Here is an 18,433-nt window from a genome sequence, read left to right as displayed (position 1 = left end):
TGCGGAGGACGGATACGGAGGGGAGAGTACGGGGGGAGAGGTTGCCGGGGGCGGCCATCCTCCCGGCCGGTGCGCGGGGCTGCGCCGTCAGCCGGTGCGCTCCTGGCAGCCGACGCAGCAGCGGGCGTACGGCAGGATTTCCAGGCGCTCGGCGGGGATCGGCCGGTCGCAGGCCTGGCAGGTTCCGTACGTGTCGGAGGTCAGCCGGGACTGGGCGGCCTCGATCTCGGCCAGCACCCGGCGTATCGCGTTCATCTGTACCGCGAGCTGGGTGTCGGTGCCGGTCGGTGCGCTCTCCTTGAGCGCGGCGAGCTGCGCGAGGCGCGAGGTGCGCTCGTGCTCCAGACGCTGGTGCATCTCGTGTGCGAGGGTCCAGCGGTGGTGGGAGGCGGGGCGGAGCATTTCGGACGGCATGGGGGAGCGGGTTCCTTTCCGTACGCCCAGAGGGCGCGGGCCGGCCGCGAGGCGACTCTGACGGCCGCGAGCCGGCGCACTGCGTTACTCACTCCCACCATGGCCGCTCGCCGATGCGCCGGCCATGGGGCCTGACACCCATTTCCGGGCCGTCGACGCTGTAGCTCTCCGGTGGGGGCGGGCTGCTGCCGTGGAGGGGATGGGGGGCGCCCCCGATCGACCTGGCGGCGAACGTCGAGGAGGCTGGAAGTCACCCCCTCGGGCGCTGGAGCCGACTCCGGCGCTGGAGCCGGATCCTGACCTGCCCGGCAGTGCATCCCGTACGGATGGGAGAGTGGCAGCCAAGGAGGATTTGCGAACTGTGTCTTTGTTCTGGCGGATTTTTGGGCTCAATGCGGTGGTGCTCTGCGCGGCCACGGCACTCCTGCTGTGGGCCCCGGTGACCGTTTCCGTACCCGTGGTCCTGACCGAGGCCGTCGTCCTGGTGGGCGGCCTGGTGGTCATGCTCATCGCCAATGCCGCTCTGCTGCGCATCGGCCTGGCCCCGCTGGACCGGCTGACCCAGCGGATGACCACGGTCGATCTGCTCAAACCGGGCCAGCGGCTGCCGGTCGGCGGCCACGGCGGTGTGGCAGAACTGCTGCGCACCTTCAACGAGATGCTCGGCCGGCTGGAGGCCGAGCGCGCGAGCAGCAGCGCCCGGGCGCTGTCCGCGCAGGAGTCGGAGCGCCGCCGGATCGCCCAGGAACTGCACGACGAGGTGGGGCAGAGCATGACCGCGGTCCTGCTGGAGCTGAAGCGGGCCGCGGACCGGGCCCCCGAACCGCTGCGCACGGATCTGCAGCAGGCGCAGGAGACCACCCGCGAGAGCTTGGGGGAGGTCCGCAGGCTCGCCCGCCGGCTGCGCCCCGGCGTCCTGGACGACCTGGGCCTGACCAGCGCCCTGACCTCACTGGCCAACGACTTCACCACCCACACCGACCTCACGGTGCGGCGCCGCTTCGACCCACGTCTGCCGGCCCTGGAACCGGATACGGAGCTGGTGCTCTACCGCGTCGCCCAGGAAGGACTGACGAACGCGGCCCGGCACGCCGAGGCGCGGAGCGTCTGCCTGACGCTCCGCCATACCCCGGCGACGGTCGTGCTGGAGGTCTCGGACGACGGGCACGGTATCGGCCATGCCCACGAAGGCGCCGGCATCCGCGGCATGCGGGAGCGCGCCGTGCTCATCGGCGCCGACCTGGACATCGGCCCGGGTCCGTCCGGCGGCGCCCGGATACGTCTGACCGTGCCGCGGGACGGAGGCGTGGCATGACGACCCGTATCCTCCTCGCCGACGACCACGCCCTCGTACGGCGCGGGGTCCGGCTGATCCTCGACGCCGAACCGGGCCTGAAGGTCGTGGCCGAGGCCGGCGACGGTGCCGAGGCGCTGGAGCTGGCCCGTACCTGCGAGCCCGAGCTCGCGATCCTGGACGTGGCGATGCCACGGATGACCGGCCTGCAGGCGGCCCGCGAACTCTCCGCCCGCCACCCGGAACTGCGCATCCTGATCCTGACGATGTACGACAACGAGCAGTACTTCTTCGAGGCGCTCAAGGCCGGTGCCTGTGGCTACGTACTGAAGTCGGTCGCAGACCGGGATCTGGTCGAGGCCTGCCGGGCCGCGATGCGCGGCGAGCCCTTCCTCTATCCGGGCGCGGTGACCGCGCTGATCCGGCACTACCTCGACCGCGCACGGCAGGGAGACACGGTCTCCGACCGGTTGCTGACCTCCCGTGAGGAGGAGGTCCTCAAGCTGATCGCGGAGAGCCATTCGTCGAAGGCGATCGCGGAGATCCTGGTGATCAGCGTGAAGACGGTGGAGCGGCATCGGGCGAACCTGTTGCACAAGCTCGGGATGCGCGACCGGCTGGAGCTGACGCGTTACGCGATCCGGGTGGGCCTGATCGAGCCGTGAGGGCAGGCCGCCGCGGAGGACCGGGGCGGGACGGGCCGGGGCTCGTCAACGACGCAACGACGCAGGGACGCAACGACGCGGGGGAGGGGAGGTGGAGCAGGTGCCGGTGTCCGGGCGGGGGCCGCTGTCGCGGGTCTTCCTGACGCTGCTGACTCTCCTGACCGTCCTGACTGCCCTGGCCCTCCTGCCCGCCAGAGCTCCTGCCGTCGCGGGCCTGCTGCCGACCGCGTCGCCTTCCGCCTACGTCAATGCGTCGCCTTCCGCTTCCGTCGACGCGTCGGCTTCCGCCTCCGTCAACACCTCCGGAGCCACCTGCTCGGCCCGTGCCGCCGCGCCGGGTCCTCCCGACTCGCACCACGCCACTGTTCAGCCGGTCTGCGCTGCCGCCCAGCAGCTCAGGAACCTGCCTCTGCCGCCGCCCCTCCCGCCCGCGCACCTTGCCGGCCGGCTGGGCGAGGTACGCCTCCACCCCGGCCGCCTCCTGCGCCCGCGCGTCCCGCCCGCCGATCGCCTCGCCTGTCCGGGGTGCCGTCCGGGCCGTGCGCCGCCGCCCTCCCTCAGGTAATCGACGCCGACTGTTCACCGTCCTCCGCGGCCGCGCGCGCGGCCCGCGTACACCTGTGGGAATCCCCTTGACCCGTGCTGCCAGAGTGCGGGCGCTGCTCGCGCTCGCCGTCCTCGCCCTGTCCGCCTATCTCGCGCTGACCCAGCCCCTACGGCTCGGTCTCGACCTGCGCGGCGGTACTCAGATCGTCCTGGAGACCCGTGATTCGCCGACCGCGAAGGCCGACGGGGACGCCACCGACCGTACGCTGGAGGTGCTGCGCCGCCGGGTGGACGCGCTGGGTGTCGCCGAGCCGAGCATCGCCCGCTCCGGGGAGAACCGCATCGTGGTGGAACTCCCCGGCCTGCAGGCCCCGGAGGAAGCCGCCAAGGTACTGGGCCGCACCGCCCAGCTGACCATCCACCCGGTTCTGCCCGGCCCGGCCGGCGCCCCGGCCGAAGCTCCGTCCGAGGCGGGAGCCCAGCCCAAGGCCGAAGGCCCGGGCCAACCCCACAAGACCCTGCCCGATGCCTCGGGCACGCCCCTCCCGCTGGGCCCCCCATCCCTCACCGGAGCCGAAGTCGCCCGTGCCGAGGCCCGGTTCGACAGCCACGACGGAACCGGCTGGTTCGTCGCGCTCGACCTGCACGGCCGTGGTGAGCGGGCCTGGGCCGAGCTGACCGGCGAGGCGGCGTGTGCCCGGCCCGGTGATCCGGCCCGCCGGGCGGCCATCGTCCTCGACGGCGAGATCATCTCCTCACCGCAGGTCGATACGTCCGTGCCGTGCGGCACCGGCATCACCGGCGGTGCGACCCGCATCACCGGCTCCTTCGGCCACGAGGAGGCGCGCGAGCTGGCCCTGCTCGTCAACGGCGGTGCACTGCCCGTACCGGTGGAGACCGTCGAACAGCGCACCGTGGGCCCGGCCCTGGGCGCGGCCGCCATCACCGCCAGCGCCCAGGCGGCAGTCGTCGGCCTCGCGCTGACGGCCGTCTTCATCACCGTCGTCTACCGCCTGCTCGGCGCGCTCGCCACGCTCGCGCTGGCCTGCTACGCCCTCATCTCCTACGCCGCCCTGCTCGCCCTCGGCGCCACCCTCACCCTCCCCGGCCTGGCCGGCTTCGTCCTCGCCATCGGTATGGCCGTCGACGCCAACGTCCTGGTCTTCGAACGCGCCCGGGAGGAGTACCACGCCCCACGGCCCTCCGGCAGTCGCCCCCGGACCCTCCGCACCGCCCTGGTCAGCGGTTTCCGCCGGGCCTTCAGCGCCATCGCGGACTCCAACATCACCACCCTCCTCGCCGCCGCCCTGCTGTTCTTCTTCGCCTCGGGCCCGGTACGAGGTTTCGGTGTCACCCTGGCCGTCGGTGTCCTGGCGTCGATGGTCAGCGCGCTCCTCATCACCAGGGTCCTCGCCGAATTCGCCGTCTCCCGGCGGGCCGTGCAGCGTCGCCCCCGTCTCACCGGCCTGGCGGGTGAAGGCCGCGTCCGCACCTGGCTCATGAGGCGCCGCCCGGACCTGATGCGCCACCGCCGGCGCTGGCTGGCACTCTCCGCCGCCGCCCTGGTCCTCGCCGTGTCCGGTATCGCCGTACGCGGCCTCGACTACGGCGTCGAATTCACCGGCGGCCGTCTCATCGAGTACACCACCCGCACCCCCGTCGACCCCGACCGCGCGCGGACCGCCCTGCAGGACGCCGGACTGCCCCGCACCCAGGTCAACACCTCCGGCACCAGTGAACTGACCCTCCGCACCCCCCAGCTCTCCCAGGCCCAGGCCGCCACCGTGACGACGCTCGTCGAACGCCTCGGCCACGGGGCGGAGAAGCAACGCGACGAGCACATCGGCCCCACCCTCGGCGCCGAACTCCGCCGAGGCGCCCTGATCGCCCTCTCCGTGGCCCTCGCCGCCCAACTGGCCTACCTGGCCGTCCGCTTCCGTTGGACCTTCGCGCTCGCCGCGGTCGCCGCCCTGGCCCACGACGTCCTCATCCTCACCGGTGTCTTCGCCTGGCTCGGGAAACCCGTCGACGGCGTCTTCCTCGCCGCCCTCCTCACCGTCATCGGCTACTCCGTCAACGACTGCGTCGTCGTCTTCGACCGCGTCCGCGAACTGCGGACCGCCACCGGACGCCGAACCCCCTTCCCCACGATCGCCAACACCGCCCTGCTCCAGACCGTTCCCCGCACTCTCAACACCGGACTCGGCGCCGCCTTCATCCTCACCGCGCTGGCCGTCCTGGGCGGTGACACCCTCACCGACTTCGCTCTGGCCCTCCTCGTCGGCATCACCGTCGGCACCTACTCCTCCCTGTTCACCGCGACCCCGCTGGCCATCGCCTGGGAGGCCCGCGGCTCCGCACCACCGCCGCAGCCGGCCGGCCGCCGGAAACGCGACGGCATACGGACACCCGGCGACACCGGCGCCCGCGTCTGACCCGACGAGTCGGCCCCTCTCCTGCAGAGGGGCCGACTCGTGGGTCTGTATTCCTCTCCGTCTCAGCTGTCGGCCGGGTGGCGCTGCGAGGTGAGGTGCCGTGCTGCCTGGTGTCCGTCCGCGGACGGCGGGGCGGCGGGGGAGGCCGGCGCCGGCACGGTCTGCCGCTCTCCGGTGACGGTGGCGGTGGCGGCGGCGTCGCCGGTGTGCTGGGCCGGGGCCCGGTGTACGCATTCGATGAGGTAGTCGCCGGTGTCCGCGTCGAGCGTGACGCCGTGGGTCTCGCTGTGGAAGCCGGGGAAGCGCCGGTCGAAGGATTCCAGGGCGGTCAGGTAGCGCAGCAGCGGACCGTCCGGGGCACCGGTGTTCTCGCCGGGCATCAGGACGGGGATACCGGGCGGGGTGACGGTGACCATCGCGGCGGCGATCCGGTCGGCCGCGTCGGCCAGCCGTACCCGTTCGGTGCCGCCGCGGATCAGGCGCTGGTAGCAGTGCTGGGGCGGGGTGACCGGTTCGGGCAGCTCCTGGAAGGCGGTGTCGAGCAGCTCGACCAGGCGGGCCTCGCGCAGGTGGTCGTGCATCTCCTGGCACAGCCCGCGCAGGGTCCGGCCGGTGTAGCGCTGGGGATGGGTGGCGACCAGACCGGGCAGCAGCTGCTCCAGCGGCGCGTCCTGGTCGTAGAGCGCCTTGAAGTCCATCAGGGCGTCCATCAGGGTTCCCCACTTGCCCTTGGTGATCCCCATGGAGAACAGGATGAGGGTGGTGTAGCTGTCGGTCTTCTCCACCACGATGTTCCTGGTGGCCAGGTAGGCGGTGAGGACACGGGCGGGGATCCCCCAGTCGGCCATCCGCCCGCTCGCGTCGATGCCAGGGCAGGTGAGGGTGACCTTGACGGGGTCCAGCAGGCAGTAGCCCTCGGCCAGGCCGGTGAAGCCGTGCCAGTCGGCTCCCGGCTCCAGCTGCCAGCAGGACGGTTCGGTGCGCAGCAGCTCGGCCGGGGCATCGGCGAAGGGCAGCCGCTCGCCGGAGGCGGGGTCGGCCACGGTCTCCGGCTGCCAGACACCGAAGAACCAGCCGGGGCGGTCGCCGGCCTCCGCGACGCGCCGGCCGATGCGTACGACGGTCTGGCGGAAGCGGATCGCCTCGGACACCGCCTCGTCGATCAGCCAGCGGCCCTGGGGCCCGTCCATCATCCCGGCGGCCACGTCCAGGGAGGCGATCATCGGGTACAGCGGTGAGGTGGTGCCGTGCATCATGAACGCCTCGTTGAACCGGTCGTGCTCCACCGGTGCCCGGGGCGCGGGCTTGACGTGCACCATGGCGCTCTGCGACAGCGCGGCCAGCAGCTTGTGGGTCGACTGGGTGGAGAAGACGGTGGGACGGTCGGGGCCGGGGAAGGTGCCGGGCCCCACCGCCATGCCGTAGCGCCCGGCGTAGAGGGGGTGGAAGCGGGCGTAGGCGAACCATGCCTCGTCGAAGTGCAGCCGCGGTGTGCTGGGGGCGAGGGCCCGGGCGACCTGGAGGGCGTCATAACACAGGCCGTCATAGGTGGAGTTGGTGAGGACCGCGTACTGCGCCTCGCGGGAGACCGCGCCCTGGGCGAGCGGGTGACGGCCGATCCGGGCGGCGACCGCCTGCGCCTGGATCTCGGCGGGCGGCAGCGGGCCCGCCAGTCCGTAGCCGTTGCGTGTGGGGACCAGATAGACCGGCCGGGCTCCGGAGAGCACCAGACCGTGCAGGACCGACTTGTGGCAGTTGCGGTCCACCAGCGCGATCTCGTCGCGGGTGACGCTGAAGTGACCGACCATACGGTCGCAGGTCGAGTCGCCGTGGAGGACGAAGTAGGTGCGGTCGGCGCCGAAGATACGGGCCGCGTTGCGCTCCGCCGCACCGACCGGGCCGGTGTGCTCGAACAGCGAGCCGAGCTCCTCGACCGAGATGGACAGGTCGCTGCGCAGCAGCCGTTCCCCGAAGTAGTCGTGGAAGGCCCGGCCGACCGGGGACTTGAGGAAGGCGACACCGCCCGAGTGGGCCGGGGTGTGCCAGGAGTACTCGTGCGCGTCGTCGAAGCGGCGCAGTGCCGCGAAGAACGGCGGCAGCAGCTCTTCCTGGTAGCCGCGGGCGGCGCCGGCGATCCGCCCGGCGATGAAGCCCGCGGTGTCCTCCAGCGGCCAGATGTAGCCGATCACGGACTCCGCCACCCACAGCGGCAGGTGTTCGAGATCCTCGCCGGCCGTGACCAGGAAGACCGGGAGGTTCTGGAAGCGCCGGTCCACCTGGCGCAGCACCTGGGCACCGCCCGGTTCGCCGGCGGCCTCGCCGCCCTCCGGGAGGCCCCAGTCCACCACCGCGGCGGCCAGGCCCGCCTCCGTACGCAGGACCGCCTGGGCGTCCTCGTACGTGGGAGCCCAGCGCACCTCGAAACCCTGGCTCTCCAACTCCTTGCCGATTCGGCGCAGTTGCTCGGCCCCGGCGCCTCCGCTCTCCGGGAACTCCGGTACCGCGAACAGGACTGTCCCGTCTGCCATGGTGCCCTCCGTGTGTATCGGCGTATGGCCTGCTGGTACGCACAACGCGCGGCCTCCCGAAGTGAACGGGAAGACCACCGGCCGCGCACCGCGGACGGACCGAAACCACCCCGAAGAGCGAAAACGGGACGCCGTGCCCCTCGTCGAGGGCCTCACCGCATCTCCGCCCCCCGCCCCCCCCCGGGCCTCTTCCCGCTCTGGGCGGCGGGAAGTGTCCCACGTACCGGCCCGTCCGGCAGCGGTACGGCCAAGGTCCGCCCGTCCCGGTGACAAGCCGACGGAGCGGCAACTTCCCTGTGCACATGCCGATACTCTCCGGCAGGTAGTCATACGATCTTCTATTCCCTGGTTGAGGATGCCCATGGTCCGGAAGAGAGCGCTGTCCAGGCTGCCTTCTACAGCGGTGTATGCGTGGCTCATACCCGTGGTGGCCTCCGCGGCGGCGGTAGGTGTGGTGTCGCCTTCCGGGCCCACGGCGGCCGCCTGGGTCGGGGGGACGGCCGTGGTCGCCGTTTCCGCCACGGCGAGAGCAGCCACGCGCGGGAGCCGGCAGGCCGTGACGTCGCAGGAGTCCGCCGAGGCGCAGACCACCACGGTGGCGTGCCAGCAGGAGGCGACCGCGCGGCTGGCCGACAAGCTCGTACCGGACATGCTGACGCGCCTGCGCCTGGACAGCGGCCCCGAGGAGGTCCTCAACTGGCTGACGGCGCGGTGGGCGGACTCCTACCAGGGCCTGCCTCCGGAGTTCCAGGCGGCCCACTGGGCGGTCCTGCGCACCGTGATCGACGCCGTGGACGCGGAGGAGGCGCTGAGGGATTCCGCTCAGCGGTCCCTGGTGAACCTGTCCCGCCGCGTGCAGGCGATCGTGCATCAACAGGCCCAGGAACTGCGGGAGATGGAGGACCGTCACGGACAGTTCCCCGCGGTGTTCGGTGACTTGCTGCGGATCGACCACAACACCGCGCTCATCGGCAGGCTCGCCGACTCTATCGCCGTCCTCGGTGGTGCCCGGCCCGGCCGCCAGTGGAACCGGCCGGTGCCGCTGTACAGCGTGCTGCGTGGCGCGATGTCCCGGGTCGTCGGTTACGAGCGGGTCGATCTGAGCGCCGCCATGGACGTCGCCGTGGTCGGCACCGGAGTGGAGCCGCTCATCCACGCGCTGGCGGAGCTGCTGGACAACGCCACCCGTTACTCACCGCCGCACACCCGCGTCCACCTGACCGCGGCAGAGGTGCAGTCGGGTATCGCGGTGGAGATCGAGGACGGCGGTGTGGGGATGAGCGAGCCGGCCCGCCGGCGTGCCGAGCAGATGCTCGAGCAGGCTCAGCACGGCATCGACCTGAGTGACCTGGGGGAGTCCCCCCGGCTCGGACTGGCGGTGGTGGGCAGGCTCGCCCAGGCCTACGGCTTCCAGGTATCGCTCCGCAAGTCGGCCTACGGCGGCGTGCGGGCGGTGCTCGTCGTCCCTCAGCAGTTGATCACCACCGCGGCGGAGGCGTCCGGCGTGGCGCACGGCATCGGTACCTTCTCCGGTCCCCGGGTGGCCGCCGAATCGCGGCCGGTCATTCCTCGTCAGGCTGCGGCGCCGCAGGCCGCGCCGTCCCACGCCGACGACCGGCCGGTGGGGCGGACGGCGAACGGTCTGCCGCAGCGACGCCGCAGGTCCCGCGCGGCCAGGGCGGACGACGCCCCGGCCGGCGGCCCGCGCCGGCAGGAGCCCGGTCCGCAGCGGACTCCGGGTGAGTGGCTGGTCGCGTTCAAGGACGGTCTGACCGGCGGCGGCAACAGCACGGGCGACGATGCCGCCGCGCCGAGAGGAGAACAGTGATTCAGCAGCGGGCCAGTATGGACTGGATGCTCAAGGATCTGGCGGAGAGTGTGCCGCAGACCCGCCATGTCGTGGTGTTGTCCGCGGACGGGCTGCGCATGGGGCAGCACGGCGGGGACACCGACACGGCCGACCGGCTGGCCGCGGCCTGCTCGGGACTGCAGAGCCTCGCGGCCGCCGTCGGGGCCGAACTCCCCCATGAGGCAGGCGGAATGAAGGTGGTGGTCATCGAAATGGAAGGCGGCTTCTTCTATCTGATGGCGGCCGGTTCGGGGGCGTACCTCGCGGTACTCGCCGATGACGGAGTGGACGCCGGCTTGATGGGACAGAGCATGCGGGACCTGATCATCCGGCTCGGGGACCACATCACGAGCCCGCCCCGCAGCGACGGGCAGGAGAGGTGAACGACGCGGACCAGGAGGGAATGGACGACGGCCCGGAGCGTCTCTACGTCATCACGGGTGGCCGCTCCTCCGCCTCCAACACCCTTGACCTGGTCACGCTGATCGTGGCCAGGAACGGCCCCACCGCCGGGATGCCGCCCGAACACGCGGCGATCCTGCAGTTATGCCAATCGCCTCTCTCGGTGGCGGAGATATCCGCATACACCGGTCTGCCGGTGAGCGTCGTCAGCGTTCTGATCAGCGATCTCCTGGACGAGCAGCGGGTGCTCACCCGCGCACCGGTGCCGGCCGCCGAGCTCCCCGACCGCGCACTTATCGAGGCAGTGATCGATGGACTTCAAAGACTGTGAACCCGCCCTCATGGAGCCGCTCAGCGAGGAGCGGCTGCCGCACACGGCTTCCGCCGCGGTCAAGATCGTGGTGGTGGGCGGCTTCGGGGTCGGCAAGACCACCCTGGTCGGCTCGGTGAGTGAGATCCGCCCGCTCACCACCGAGGAGACGATGACCCAGGCCGGGGTCGGCGTCGACGACCGCGCGTGGGTGGAGCGCAAGACGGCGACCACGGTCGCGATGGACTTCGGACGGATCAGCATCAGCGACGAGCTGATCCTGTATCTGTTCGGCACCCCCGGCCAGCAGCGGTTCTGGTTCCTGTGGAACGGACTGTTCGAAGGCGCTCTGGGCGCTGTGGTGCTGGTGGACACCCGTCGCCTGGAGGTCAGCTTCGATGTGATGGGCCGTCTCGAGGAACGCGGCGTCCCCTTCGTCGTCGCGGTCAACGCCTTTCCGGGAGCGCCGGTGTACGCGCTGCAGGAGCTGCGTACCGCTCTCGACCTGCCCAAGGCGGTGCCCCTGCTGTCCTGTGACGCCCGGCGCCGTGATTCCAGCCGCGACGTCCTGATGACCCTGATGCACTATCTGCACTCGCTTGTTGTTACGGAGACCTCATGAACATGCCTTCCCCGCCACCGGAGTGCCCGGCCCACGGCCTGGGCCCGGACGGCCGGCAACGCCTCCACGGCCCGGAAGCCCGGCGCGATCCCATGGCCCTGTACGAGAAACTGCGCGCGGAACACGGCCCGGTGGCCCCCGTGCTCGTGCACGGAGACCTGCCGGCCTGGCTGGTGCTCGGCCACAACGAGAACCTGGAGGTGGCCCGTAACCCCAGCCGCTTCTCCCGCGACCCCCGCACCTGGCGCGCCGCGCGGGAGGGGACGGTGATCCCCGCCGACCATCCGCTGGGCCCGATGGTGACGTGGTGGCCCGTGATCAACTTCAACGACGGCCCGGTCTTCGAGCGGCTGCGCGGTGCGGTGCTGGACTCCCTGCAGCGCTTCGACCGGCGCGGGGTACGCCGCTATGTCACACGCTTCGCCCACCAGCTGATCGACGGTTTCGTGGCGCAGGGCCGGGCCGATCTCGTGGCGGACTTCTCCAGTCAGCTGCCGATGCTGGTCGCGACCCAGCTGGTCGGGGCACCGGAGGAGCACGGCCCCAAGCTCGTCCGGGCGGTCCGCGACATGATCCAGGGCACGGAGAGCGCGCTCGCCAGCGACGAGTACGTCACCACCACGCTGTACCAGCTCGTGGAGAACAAGAAGGCCGCCCGTGGCCATGACCTGACGTCCTGGCTGCTCGACCACCACGCCGACCTGACGGACGTCGAGGTCCTGGCGCATGTCCGGGTCGTTCTGGTCGCGGCCTACGAGACCACCGCCAACCTGATCGCGAACACGCTGCGGATGGTGCTCACCGACCACCGGTTCCGCGCGAGTCTCTCGGGTGGCCGTATGACGCTGCCCGACGCACTGGAACAGGTCCTGTGGGACCAGCCGCCCCTCAACACGATCCTGGGCCGCTGGGCGACGGCCGACACGGTGCTGGGCGGTCAGCAGATCAAGGGCGGCGACATGCTGCTGCTCGGCCTGGTCGCGGGCAATGTCGACCCGGAGATCCGGCCGGACCTGTCCCAGCCGGTGCACGGCAACCGCTCGCATCTGGCGTTCAGCGCCGGGCCGCACGAGTGCCCCGGCCAGGACATCGGCCGTGCCATCGCCGACACCGGCATCGAGGCGCTGTTGTCCCGTCTGCCCGACATCGAGCTGTCCGTCGACGACTCCGCGCTCAAGCGCCGGGGCACACTCATGTCCCAGCACCTCGAGGAACTCCCGGTGACCTTCACCCCCCAGCGCCCTGTCGGTGTGCCCGCCGGAGGTACCGGGCCCGGTCCGGAGCAGCCCCCCGCCGCGTCCCACGCGCCGGATGGTGTGCCCGCCGCAGCCCGGCCCCGGTCACCGGCCGGGCTGCAGAATCTGTGGCCGTGGCTGGGCCGCCTGTTCCGCCGCCGCTGACCGCGCTCCGCAGGGGCCCGCGCCTCGTCGGACGAGAATCCCGGCATCTGCGGCGCGGGTTCTCGGGCCGGGCCCTGTCACCCGCGGCGCTGGAACCGCAGCAGCCGTACCTCGATGGCGTGATCGCGCCAGGCCCGGTGGAAGCCCGCGTGCCAGCGTAGGGATTCGACGAGGCGATGATGCAGCTGCGCGTCCCGTTCCCACTGCGCTTCGAGCTGGACGATCCTCGCTTCGGCCCATGCCATGCTCTGCACCCAGAACTCGCTCGTCCAGCGGCTCACGTCCTCGTCACGGTCGAGGACGAAGCCGGCGTCGCGGGCTGCGGCGACGTATTCGTCCTTCGTCCCGATGGACGTCTTCCAGTACGCGTCGAAGGCCGGCTGCCATCGCGGGCGCCGCAGGAACACGTCCTGGACGCACAGCCAGCCGCCCGGCCTGACCAGCTCGGCCAGCCGGCCGAACACCAGGCGGCGAGGCATGTAGCACAGGCTCTCCATGGCGACGGCCGCGTCGATCGTGCGTCCGGGGGCCGGGATGTCCCGTGCGTCGGACAGTACCGGCCGCACCAGGTCGCCGACGCCGGCCTCGGCCGCGAAGCGCTCGATGTGCGCGATGTGCGAGGCGACGTTGGTGACCGCCCACACGATGACGCCGTACCGCTCGGCCCAGTGGATGGCGCCTCCGCCGAGGCCGGTGCCCACGTCGATGACCTCGGCGCCGGGCCGCAGGATCTCCTCGGCCGACCATGCCCGCGCGGCACGGCGTACCAGGGCGTGCTGCGCCCGGGTGATGCGCAGGCGGATCCCTTCGATGCCGGCCTCGGTGGTGCCGAGGGCGTTGCTGCTGGTGGCGTCGGGCTCGTCGCCGTCGCCGTCGAACAGTCCGATGTGGTAGTGGACCCGCGGGCCGGGACCGTATTTCTCCACTATGTGGGAGGCCTTGGCATCGAGATGGTCCCGTGCGGTGGATATCTGGTCCTCACGCGCGGTCCCGGTGACTCCCCTTACGTTTCCCCTGATGACTCCCCTGGTGTCACTCATGGCCCTGCCGGCCTCCCTCCGGACGGAACGCATCGTCGGCTCGCAGCCGTTCGGGCTCGGAGAAGCGTTCGGGGCAGATCTGGAGGTACCAGTCCAGATGGCCGCGCATCCAGTACGTGAGGCCGAGGACACAGCGGCTGACGGATTCCCGGTCCGCCGGGCTCAGCCCGGCGGCGGACTCGTCCGCCGACAGCGCCGCCGCGGCGTCGAGGAACTCATGTACCCGGGAATTGATCATCCGGGCCACTTCGTCCCTGGCCGCTGCCACGTCCATGCCGGCCGTCTCGACGAAGTGGTTCACGAGGTTGTGACGTTCGCCTTCGCTGTGCTCTCTCCCGTAGGAGTAGTAGCAGTTGGTCCAGGCGATCACGTCCGCACAGCAGGCCTTGACCGTCTGCCAGCTCCGCGCGGCCCGTACCGAGTCGGGCAGTCGTACGCCCGCCGACGCCTCCACGAGATCGACCGTGGGCTTGGTGCCGGACAGGTCACGCCGGAAGGCTATGAACTCCTCCAGCGACGGCAGAGGTTCCCGGGCGAGTTCGGTCGCCGACCGCACCGCGGTGGTCAGGTACGCGTGCAGGTCCTCCAGGAACTCCTGCTGCCAGGCGTCGCTCATGACGGCCCGGGCGGCCAGCCACATCTCCCGCATACCGCGGCCGACGGGCTCCGAAGGCGGCGCATCAGCCGTCATGGACGCGAAGATGTGCTCCACGAACCGCATCCCCTCGGCCGAGGAACGGGCGAGCTTCTCGCAGTACTCGTCCAGGGGGTAGACCCAGAGCAGCCATTCCGCCGGTGCCTTCACGTGCTCGGTGTCCGCCAGGGGATAGACGATCTCGGTGAGGTCGGCGCAGGCCCTGACGCTGGAGGCGAGGTGCCGGTACGGGGTGCCGCGCAGCAGCCGAACCACCTGTTCGGCGCGTTCCTGCACCCACCCCCGGGACACCGTGTCCAGGCGGGAGACGGGAAAATCGATCTGAATCGGAGTCGGCACGGTGATGTTGCGGACCATGGTTGCGCTCCTCGTGATCGGATCTGGCGGATTCGCCTCGGCGTCTTGGCCTGCGGGGGCGACGTCGCCGGGGCGGCCGGTGCGGGAATCCGTGGGACGGGGACCGGGTTTGGGGGTGTGGAGAGGTGGAGGCGGCGGCCTCGCAGCCGTTGTGCACCAGCGGTATGTACGTAATCCGGACATCGAGAACTCGGGCGGAATACGTGGGCCGACGGACACGGAACGAGTGCGGATCAATACCACGTGCAACGAGGTGTGGTCACGGCGCCTGGCCGCGGCGAGCGCGCGTAGCCGGCACCGTCATGGCTGCGGAGCAGCTCGGGTGCCATGTCCGGAGCAGCCGGGAAGACCTGCCTGACCGTCGGTGCGTATCACGTGGTTCCTCTCACCTCGCCAAGGGCGCGACGTGGGGCACGCTAGAAGCCGGGACGGCCGGCGGATAGTCATCGTTGTTTTCTTGGCCGGAAGACGTGTTCTCGACAGCGGCCGCCGTGCCGTGTAGGAGGGGCGGCGCGGCAGGAGAGGCCGGCCTGTCGTGCGAACGCCAAAGTTGACGCAAAACCTGCGCTTTGCCAATTCTTGACTGCCTCATGACTCTTCATTGCCGGTAGTGTCCGAACCTGATCGGGGCTCTCGAATTCGACACTCCCGTTTCGACGCTCCTGATTCGGTGTTCTCGATTCGGTGCTCTCGATCAGGAGCGGTCCGCACCCGGGACGGTCCGCCGGAACGTTCCGGAACGTTTACGCGCTCAGCCCGCACCGCCCGCCCGCGCCGCCCTGCCCGCCTGCCGCCCGCGCGCCGGCGCCGGGTGGGGCTCCCGTCAACCACAGAGCCGCATCAACCCCACAGCCGCATCAACCGCAAGATGTCATCGGAGGCCGCATGCTGTCCCGTACCACCGCCCGAATCGCTGTATGTGCCCTGAGCCTCGCGGCTCTCGCCTCGGGCGCCGCCGTGGCCACAGCGGCTCCGCCGGCCCCCGCCGCCGCTCCGGCCCTCACCTCCACCGCCGGACCGGCGCGCAGCGCGCCCGCGCACCGGTCGGCGGTCGACGCGCGCGCCGCGGCCGTGGACCGGTGCAGCTATCAGGTGGTCCGCTCCCACGACTCGCGCTACGCCTACTCCGTGAGCGGAATCTTCGACGGTGACGCCCGCGAGCTGAAGCTCCAGAAGGAGGCCGACGTCAGGGTGTCCGGCGGCTGGCGCAAGGCCACCCAGGTCGACGCGTGCACGGGCGGCCGGACCGGGCAGTCCCGGGCCCCTGCGGCCCTTCGCGTCACGGGCGAGCTGCAGAACCCGGAAGGCTACGACCCCTCAGTGCCCCGTACGATCCACAGCGGCATCCTCACACCCGCCGCCCCCTCCGCGATCCCGAAGGCACCGGAACTCACCTCGGTCGAACGCCTCGACGGGGCCACCGTGCGCGTCAACTGGCAGCCGCCACAGGGAAATCCGGACCAGGTCATGCTGATGGAACGCAAGCCCTTCTACATCAGCGAACTCGGCCTGTGGGATCCCTACACGTTCCAGCGGGACGTCAAGGGCGGCGCTACCTCCATGAACCGCGAACTGGAGCGGGACGCCGCCATTCCCGCCGCGGTCCGCACACACTCCTACTGGATGCGCGCGGTCGACAACGGCTTCGTCAGTGACCTCCGCACCGAGCAGCCGGTCGACGTCCAGCCCTGACGGCCCGCACGTGACGCGACAGGGGAAGCGACGACGACACATCACCGTGCGTCACTCGCTGCCGCGTGATGGCCCGTCATGGCGCGCGTCACGTCACCGCAGTCGTCCGCCGTCGTCCGGTGGTGGTCCGTCGGGGCGGTCCGCCGGGGTGGTGAGGGGCGTGGTGTGGGGGCGCAGTGCGCGTACGGTTTCGGTGATCGCCGGGCGGCGCGCCGCTCCCGGGCGCCAGACCGCATACAGCCGTCGCATCGGGGCCGGTTCGAGCGGCAGTGTCACCACGTTGTCCGGTAGGGGGCCCCGGCCGAGGCGGGGTATCAGGGCGATGCCGAGTCCGGCGGCGACCAGCGCCAGTTGCGTCTGGTACTCCGTCACTTGGTAGGCGAGGAAGGGCTCGTGGCCGGAGGCGCGCAGCGTCCGGACCAGCCAGTCGTGGCACACCGATCCCGGGGGCTGGCAGATCCAGCGTTCGCCCGCCAGGTCCGCCCGCTCCAGGGTGCCGCCCAGTCTCTCCGCGGCCAGCCTGGCCAGCGGATGCCCGGCCGTCACGGCGACCTCCGAGGGGTCGTCGCCGAGCGCCGCCCGCTCGACCCCTTCCGGGGCGGGCAGCGGTGCGATGTCCCAGTCGTGGGTGACGGCCAGGTCCACCGCGCCGCGGGCGACCAGGTCCACCGACTGGTGCGGTTCCGCTTCGACGAGCCGGGCGTCGAGGTCGTCGTGGAGCGCGGCGAGCCGGGCGAGGACCGGTGGCAGCAGGCCGCGGGCCGCTGTGGGGAAGGCGGCTATCAGCAGTCGTCCCGCCGGCCGCCCGCGCCGTTCCTCCAGCGCCGTCTCGGCCTGCTCCACGAGGGCGAGCAACTCCTCTGCCGTACCGGCCAGTTGCCGTGCCGCGTCGGTGAGTACCACCCCGCGGCCCTGCCGCTCCAGCAGCGTCGTGCGGGTCTCCCGCTCCAGCTTCGCGATCTGCTGCGACACCGCGGACGGCGTGTATCCGAGCGCCGTGGCGGCCGCTCCCACGGAGCCGTGCACCGAGACCGCGTGCAGTGCCCGCAGCCGGGCCAGATCCAGCATCGAACCCCCTCGACGAGACGAAACCCTTCAGTATTGCTGCATCCAACCATGAAGTGATCTGTGCTGGTCTTCACGGTCCGCTGCCGGGATGCTCGGCCCATGCGTCCTGTGCACATAGCTCTCGCCGTTGTCGTCGCCGCCGTCTGGGGTGTCAACTTCGTCGTCATCGAGGTCGGCCTCGGCCACTTCCCTCCGCTGCTCTTCTCCGCTCTGCGGTTCCTCGCCGCCGCGCTGCCCGCGGTCTTCTTCGTCGGCCGCCCCTGCGTTCCCTGGCGGTGGATCGTCACCGTCGGGCTGGCGCTCGGCGTCGGCAAGTTCGGCCTGCTGTTCGTCGGCATGCACGAAGGGATGCCGGCGGGCCTGTCCTCACTCGTCCTTCAGGTGCAGTCGGTGTTCACCGCCGTGCTCGCGGCCGCCGTACTGGGCGAACGCCCCGGCCGCACACGCCTGCTGGGCATGGTCATCGCCCTGGCCGGCATCGCGCTCGCCGCGGTCGACGAGGGCACTTCCGGTCCGCTGCTCGGCTTCGTGCTGGTCGTGACGGCCGCCGCTTTTTGGGGTGTGGCCAACGTGGCCACCCGCAAGGCCTCACCGCCCCGGGCCCTGAACTTCATCGTGTGGACTTGTGTGGTGCCGGTGGCTCCGCTGACGGCTCTCTCGCTGCTCTTCGAGGGCCCCGCCGCCGACCTCGCCGCACTGCGCGCCCTGGACCTCAGCGGAGCCGGAGCGCTCCTCTACGTGGCCTGGGGCTCGACCGTCTTCGGCTTCGTGGTCTGGAGCCGCCTGCTCCGTACATACGACGCCTCCGCCGTCGCCCCGTACTCGCTCCTGGTGCCTGTCTTCGGGATGTCCTCGGCGGCGTTGCTGCTCGGCGAGGGCGTGAGCGCCTTGCGCTGGTGCGCGGCGGCTCTCCTGGTGGGCGGGGTGGCCGTCACGCTGCTGAGCGGGGCCCGGCGCGGCCCCGGGCCGGCGGACGAAGACCGGGATCCGGGCGCGGTCCACGGCCCCAAGGTGGCAGCGGGAGCTGGACCGGGCTGAGCTGGGCCGATATGAGCCGGGCCGTGGCGCCCGCGGACGAGGAGGCTCACCGGCCGGGCCCGGCCGGGCCCGGCCTGAACCGGCCCGGCTGCGCCGGTGTGTGTCGGGCGGGCTTCGT

At 71.5% G+C, this 18,433-nt stretch carries 16 protein-coding genes; 11 read left to right on the top strand and 5 right to left on the bottom strand.

The window, feature by feature from the left end:
- Positions 1 to 87: 87 nt before the first annotated feature.
- The gene (locus tag AZE13_RS27720) at positions 88 to 414 is read right to left on the bottom strand and encodes a TraR/DksA family transcriptional regulator (protein ID WP_079124434.1); all 327 of its coding nucleotides are present in this window, start codon (positions 412 to 414) and stop codon (positions 88 to 90) included.
- 361 nt (positions 415 to 775) lie between these two features.
- Between AZE13_RS27720 and AZE13_RS27715 the strand changes: the two genes are divergently transcribed.
- The 4 genes from AZE13_RS27715 (at position 776) to secD (ending at position 5,354) form a co-directional block, all read left to right on the top strand.
- The gene (locus AZE13_RS27715) at positions 776 to 1,729 is read left to right on the top strand and encodes a HAMP domain-containing sensor histidine kinase (RefSeq protein ID WP_066937823.1); all 954 of its coding nucleotides are present in this window, start codon (positions 776 to 778) and stop codon (positions 1,727 to 1,729) included.
- Complete coding sequence (locus tag AZE13_RS27710; protein ID WP_066937820.1) at positions 1,726 to 2,373, top strand: response regulator; 648 nt, start codon at positions 1,726 to 1,728, stop codon at positions 2,371 to 2,373. Before AZE13_RS27715 ends, AZE13_RS27710 begins: the two co-directional genes overlap by 4 nt.
- A 91-nt stretch (positions 2,374 to 2,464) precedes the next feature.
- The gene (locus tag AZE13_RS38435; protein WP_066937817.1) at positions 2,465 to 2,938 is read left to right on the top strand and encodes a hypothetical protein; all 474 of its coding nucleotides are present in this window, start codon (positions 2,465 to 2,467) and stop codon (positions 2,936 to 2,938) included.
- A gap of 67 nt (positions 2,939 to 3,005) precedes the next feature.
- On the top strand, positions 3,006 to 5,354 hold the full coding sequence (secD, locus tag AZE13_RS27700) for a protein translocase subunit SecD (RefSeq protein ID WP_066937811.1): 2,349 nt from the start codon (positions 3,006 to 3,008) through the stop codon (positions 5,352 to 5,354).
- 62 nt (positions 5,355 to 5,416) lie between these two features.
- On the opposite strand, the gene AZE13_RS27695 is transcribed toward secD, so the two are convergent.
- Positions 5,417 to 7,882, bottom strand: a complete 2,466-nt coding sequence (locus AZE13_RS27695) for an Orn/Lys/Arg decarboxylase N-terminal domain-containing protein (RefSeq protein ID WP_066937807.1) — start codon at positions 7,880 to 7,882, stop codon at positions 5,417 to 5,419.
- A 361-nt stretch (positions 7,883 to 8,243) separates the two neighbouring features.
- Between AZE13_RS27695 and AZE13_RS27690 the strand changes: the two genes are divergently transcribed.
- Genes AZE13_RS27690 through AZE13_RS27670 form a run of 5 tightly spaced genes read left to right on the top strand, consistent with a single transcriptional unit; the run spans position 8,244 to position 12,465 of the window.
- On the top strand, positions 8,244 to 9,710 hold the full coding sequence (locus AZE13_RS27690) for a sensor histidine kinase (RefSeq protein WP_107288469.1): 1,467 nt from the start codon (positions 8,244 to 8,246) through the stop codon (positions 9,708 to 9,710).
- A 17-nt stretch (positions 9,711 to 9,727) separates the two neighbouring features.
- Positions 9,728 to 10,114, top strand: coding sequence for a roadblock/LC7 domain-containing protein (locus AZE13_RS27685; RefSeq protein WP_181690470.1), 387 nt, complete (start codon positions 9,728 to 9,730; stop codon positions 10,112 to 10,114).
- Positions 10,115 to 10,134: 20 nt separating this feature from the next.
- Complete coding sequence (locus AZE13_RS27680; RefSeq protein WP_181690469.1) at positions 10,135 to 10,464, top strand: DUF742 domain-containing protein; 330 nt, start codon at positions 10,135 to 10,137, stop codon at positions 10,462 to 10,464.
- Positions 10,445 to 11,065 (top strand): GTP-binding protein, encoded by a 621-nt coding sequence (locus AZE13_RS27675; RefSeq protein WP_066937796.1) that lies wholly within the window; start codon positions 10,445 to 10,447, stop codon positions 11,063 to 11,065. The genes AZE13_RS27680 and AZE13_RS27675 overlap by 20 nt, the downstream gene beginning before the upstream one ends.
- On the top strand, positions 11,062 to 12,465 hold the full coding sequence (locus tag AZE13_RS27670) for a cytochrome P450 (protein WP_066937793.1): 1,404 nt from the start codon (positions 11,062 to 11,064) through the stop codon (positions 12,463 to 12,465). The genes AZE13_RS27675 and AZE13_RS27670 overlap by 4 nt, the downstream gene beginning before the upstream one ends.
- Positions 12,466 to 12,542: 77 nt before the next feature.
- On the opposite strand, the gene AZE13_RS27665 is transcribed toward AZE13_RS27670, so the two are convergent.
- Both AZE13_RS27665 and AZE13_RS27660 read right to left on the bottom strand, forming a co-directional pair.
- Positions 12,543 to 13,505, bottom strand: a complete 963-nt coding sequence (locus tag AZE13_RS27665) for an SAM-dependent methyltransferase (RefSeq protein ID WP_181690463.1) — start codon at positions 13,503 to 13,505, stop codon at positions 12,543 to 12,545.
- Positions 13,498 to 14,517 (bottom strand): terpene synthase family protein, encoded by a 1,020-nt coding sequence (locus tag AZE13_RS27660; protein ID WP_066937790.1) that lies wholly within the window; start codon positions 14,515 to 14,517, stop codon positions 13,498 to 13,500. The genes AZE13_RS27665 and AZE13_RS27660 overlap by 8 nt, the downstream gene beginning before the upstream one ends.
- A gap of 885 nt (positions 14,518 to 15,402) precedes the next feature.
- Between AZE13_RS27660 and AZE13_RS27655 the strand changes: the two genes are divergently transcribed.
- Complete coding sequence (locus AZE13_RS27655; protein ID WP_066937787.1) at positions 15,403 to 16,209, top strand: hypothetical protein; 807 nt, start codon at positions 15,403 to 15,405, stop codon at positions 16,207 to 16,209.
- Between the two features lie 93 nt (positions 16,210 to 16,302).
- Here AZE13_RS27655 and AZE13_RS27650 read toward each other — a convergent pair whose 3' ends face one another.
- Positions 16,303 to 17,277, bottom strand: a complete 975-nt coding sequence (locus AZE13_RS27650) for a LysR family transcriptional regulator (RefSeq protein WP_066937784.1) — start codon at positions 17,275 to 17,277, stop codon at positions 16,303 to 16,305.
- A 99-nt stretch (positions 17,278 to 17,376) separates the two neighbouring features.
- Here AZE13_RS27650 and AZE13_RS27645 point away from each other — a divergent pair, with 99 nt between their 5' ends.
- Complete coding sequence (locus AZE13_RS27645) at positions 17,377 to 18,315, top strand: EamA family transporter (RefSeq protein ID WP_066938053.1); 939 nt, start codon at positions 17,377 to 17,379, stop codon at positions 18,313 to 18,315.
- Positions 18,316 to 18,433 lie beyond the last annotated feature (118 nt).

Origin of the sequence: Streptomyces sp. NBRC 110611 (assembly GCF_001590865.1) — a bacterium.
Taxonomy (GTDB): domain Bacteria; phylum Actinomycetota; class Actinomycetes; order Streptomycetales; family Streptomycetaceae; genus Streptomyces.
Note: the sequence above shows the minus strand (reverse complement) of the source record. Positions and strands in the feature narration are given on the sequence as shown.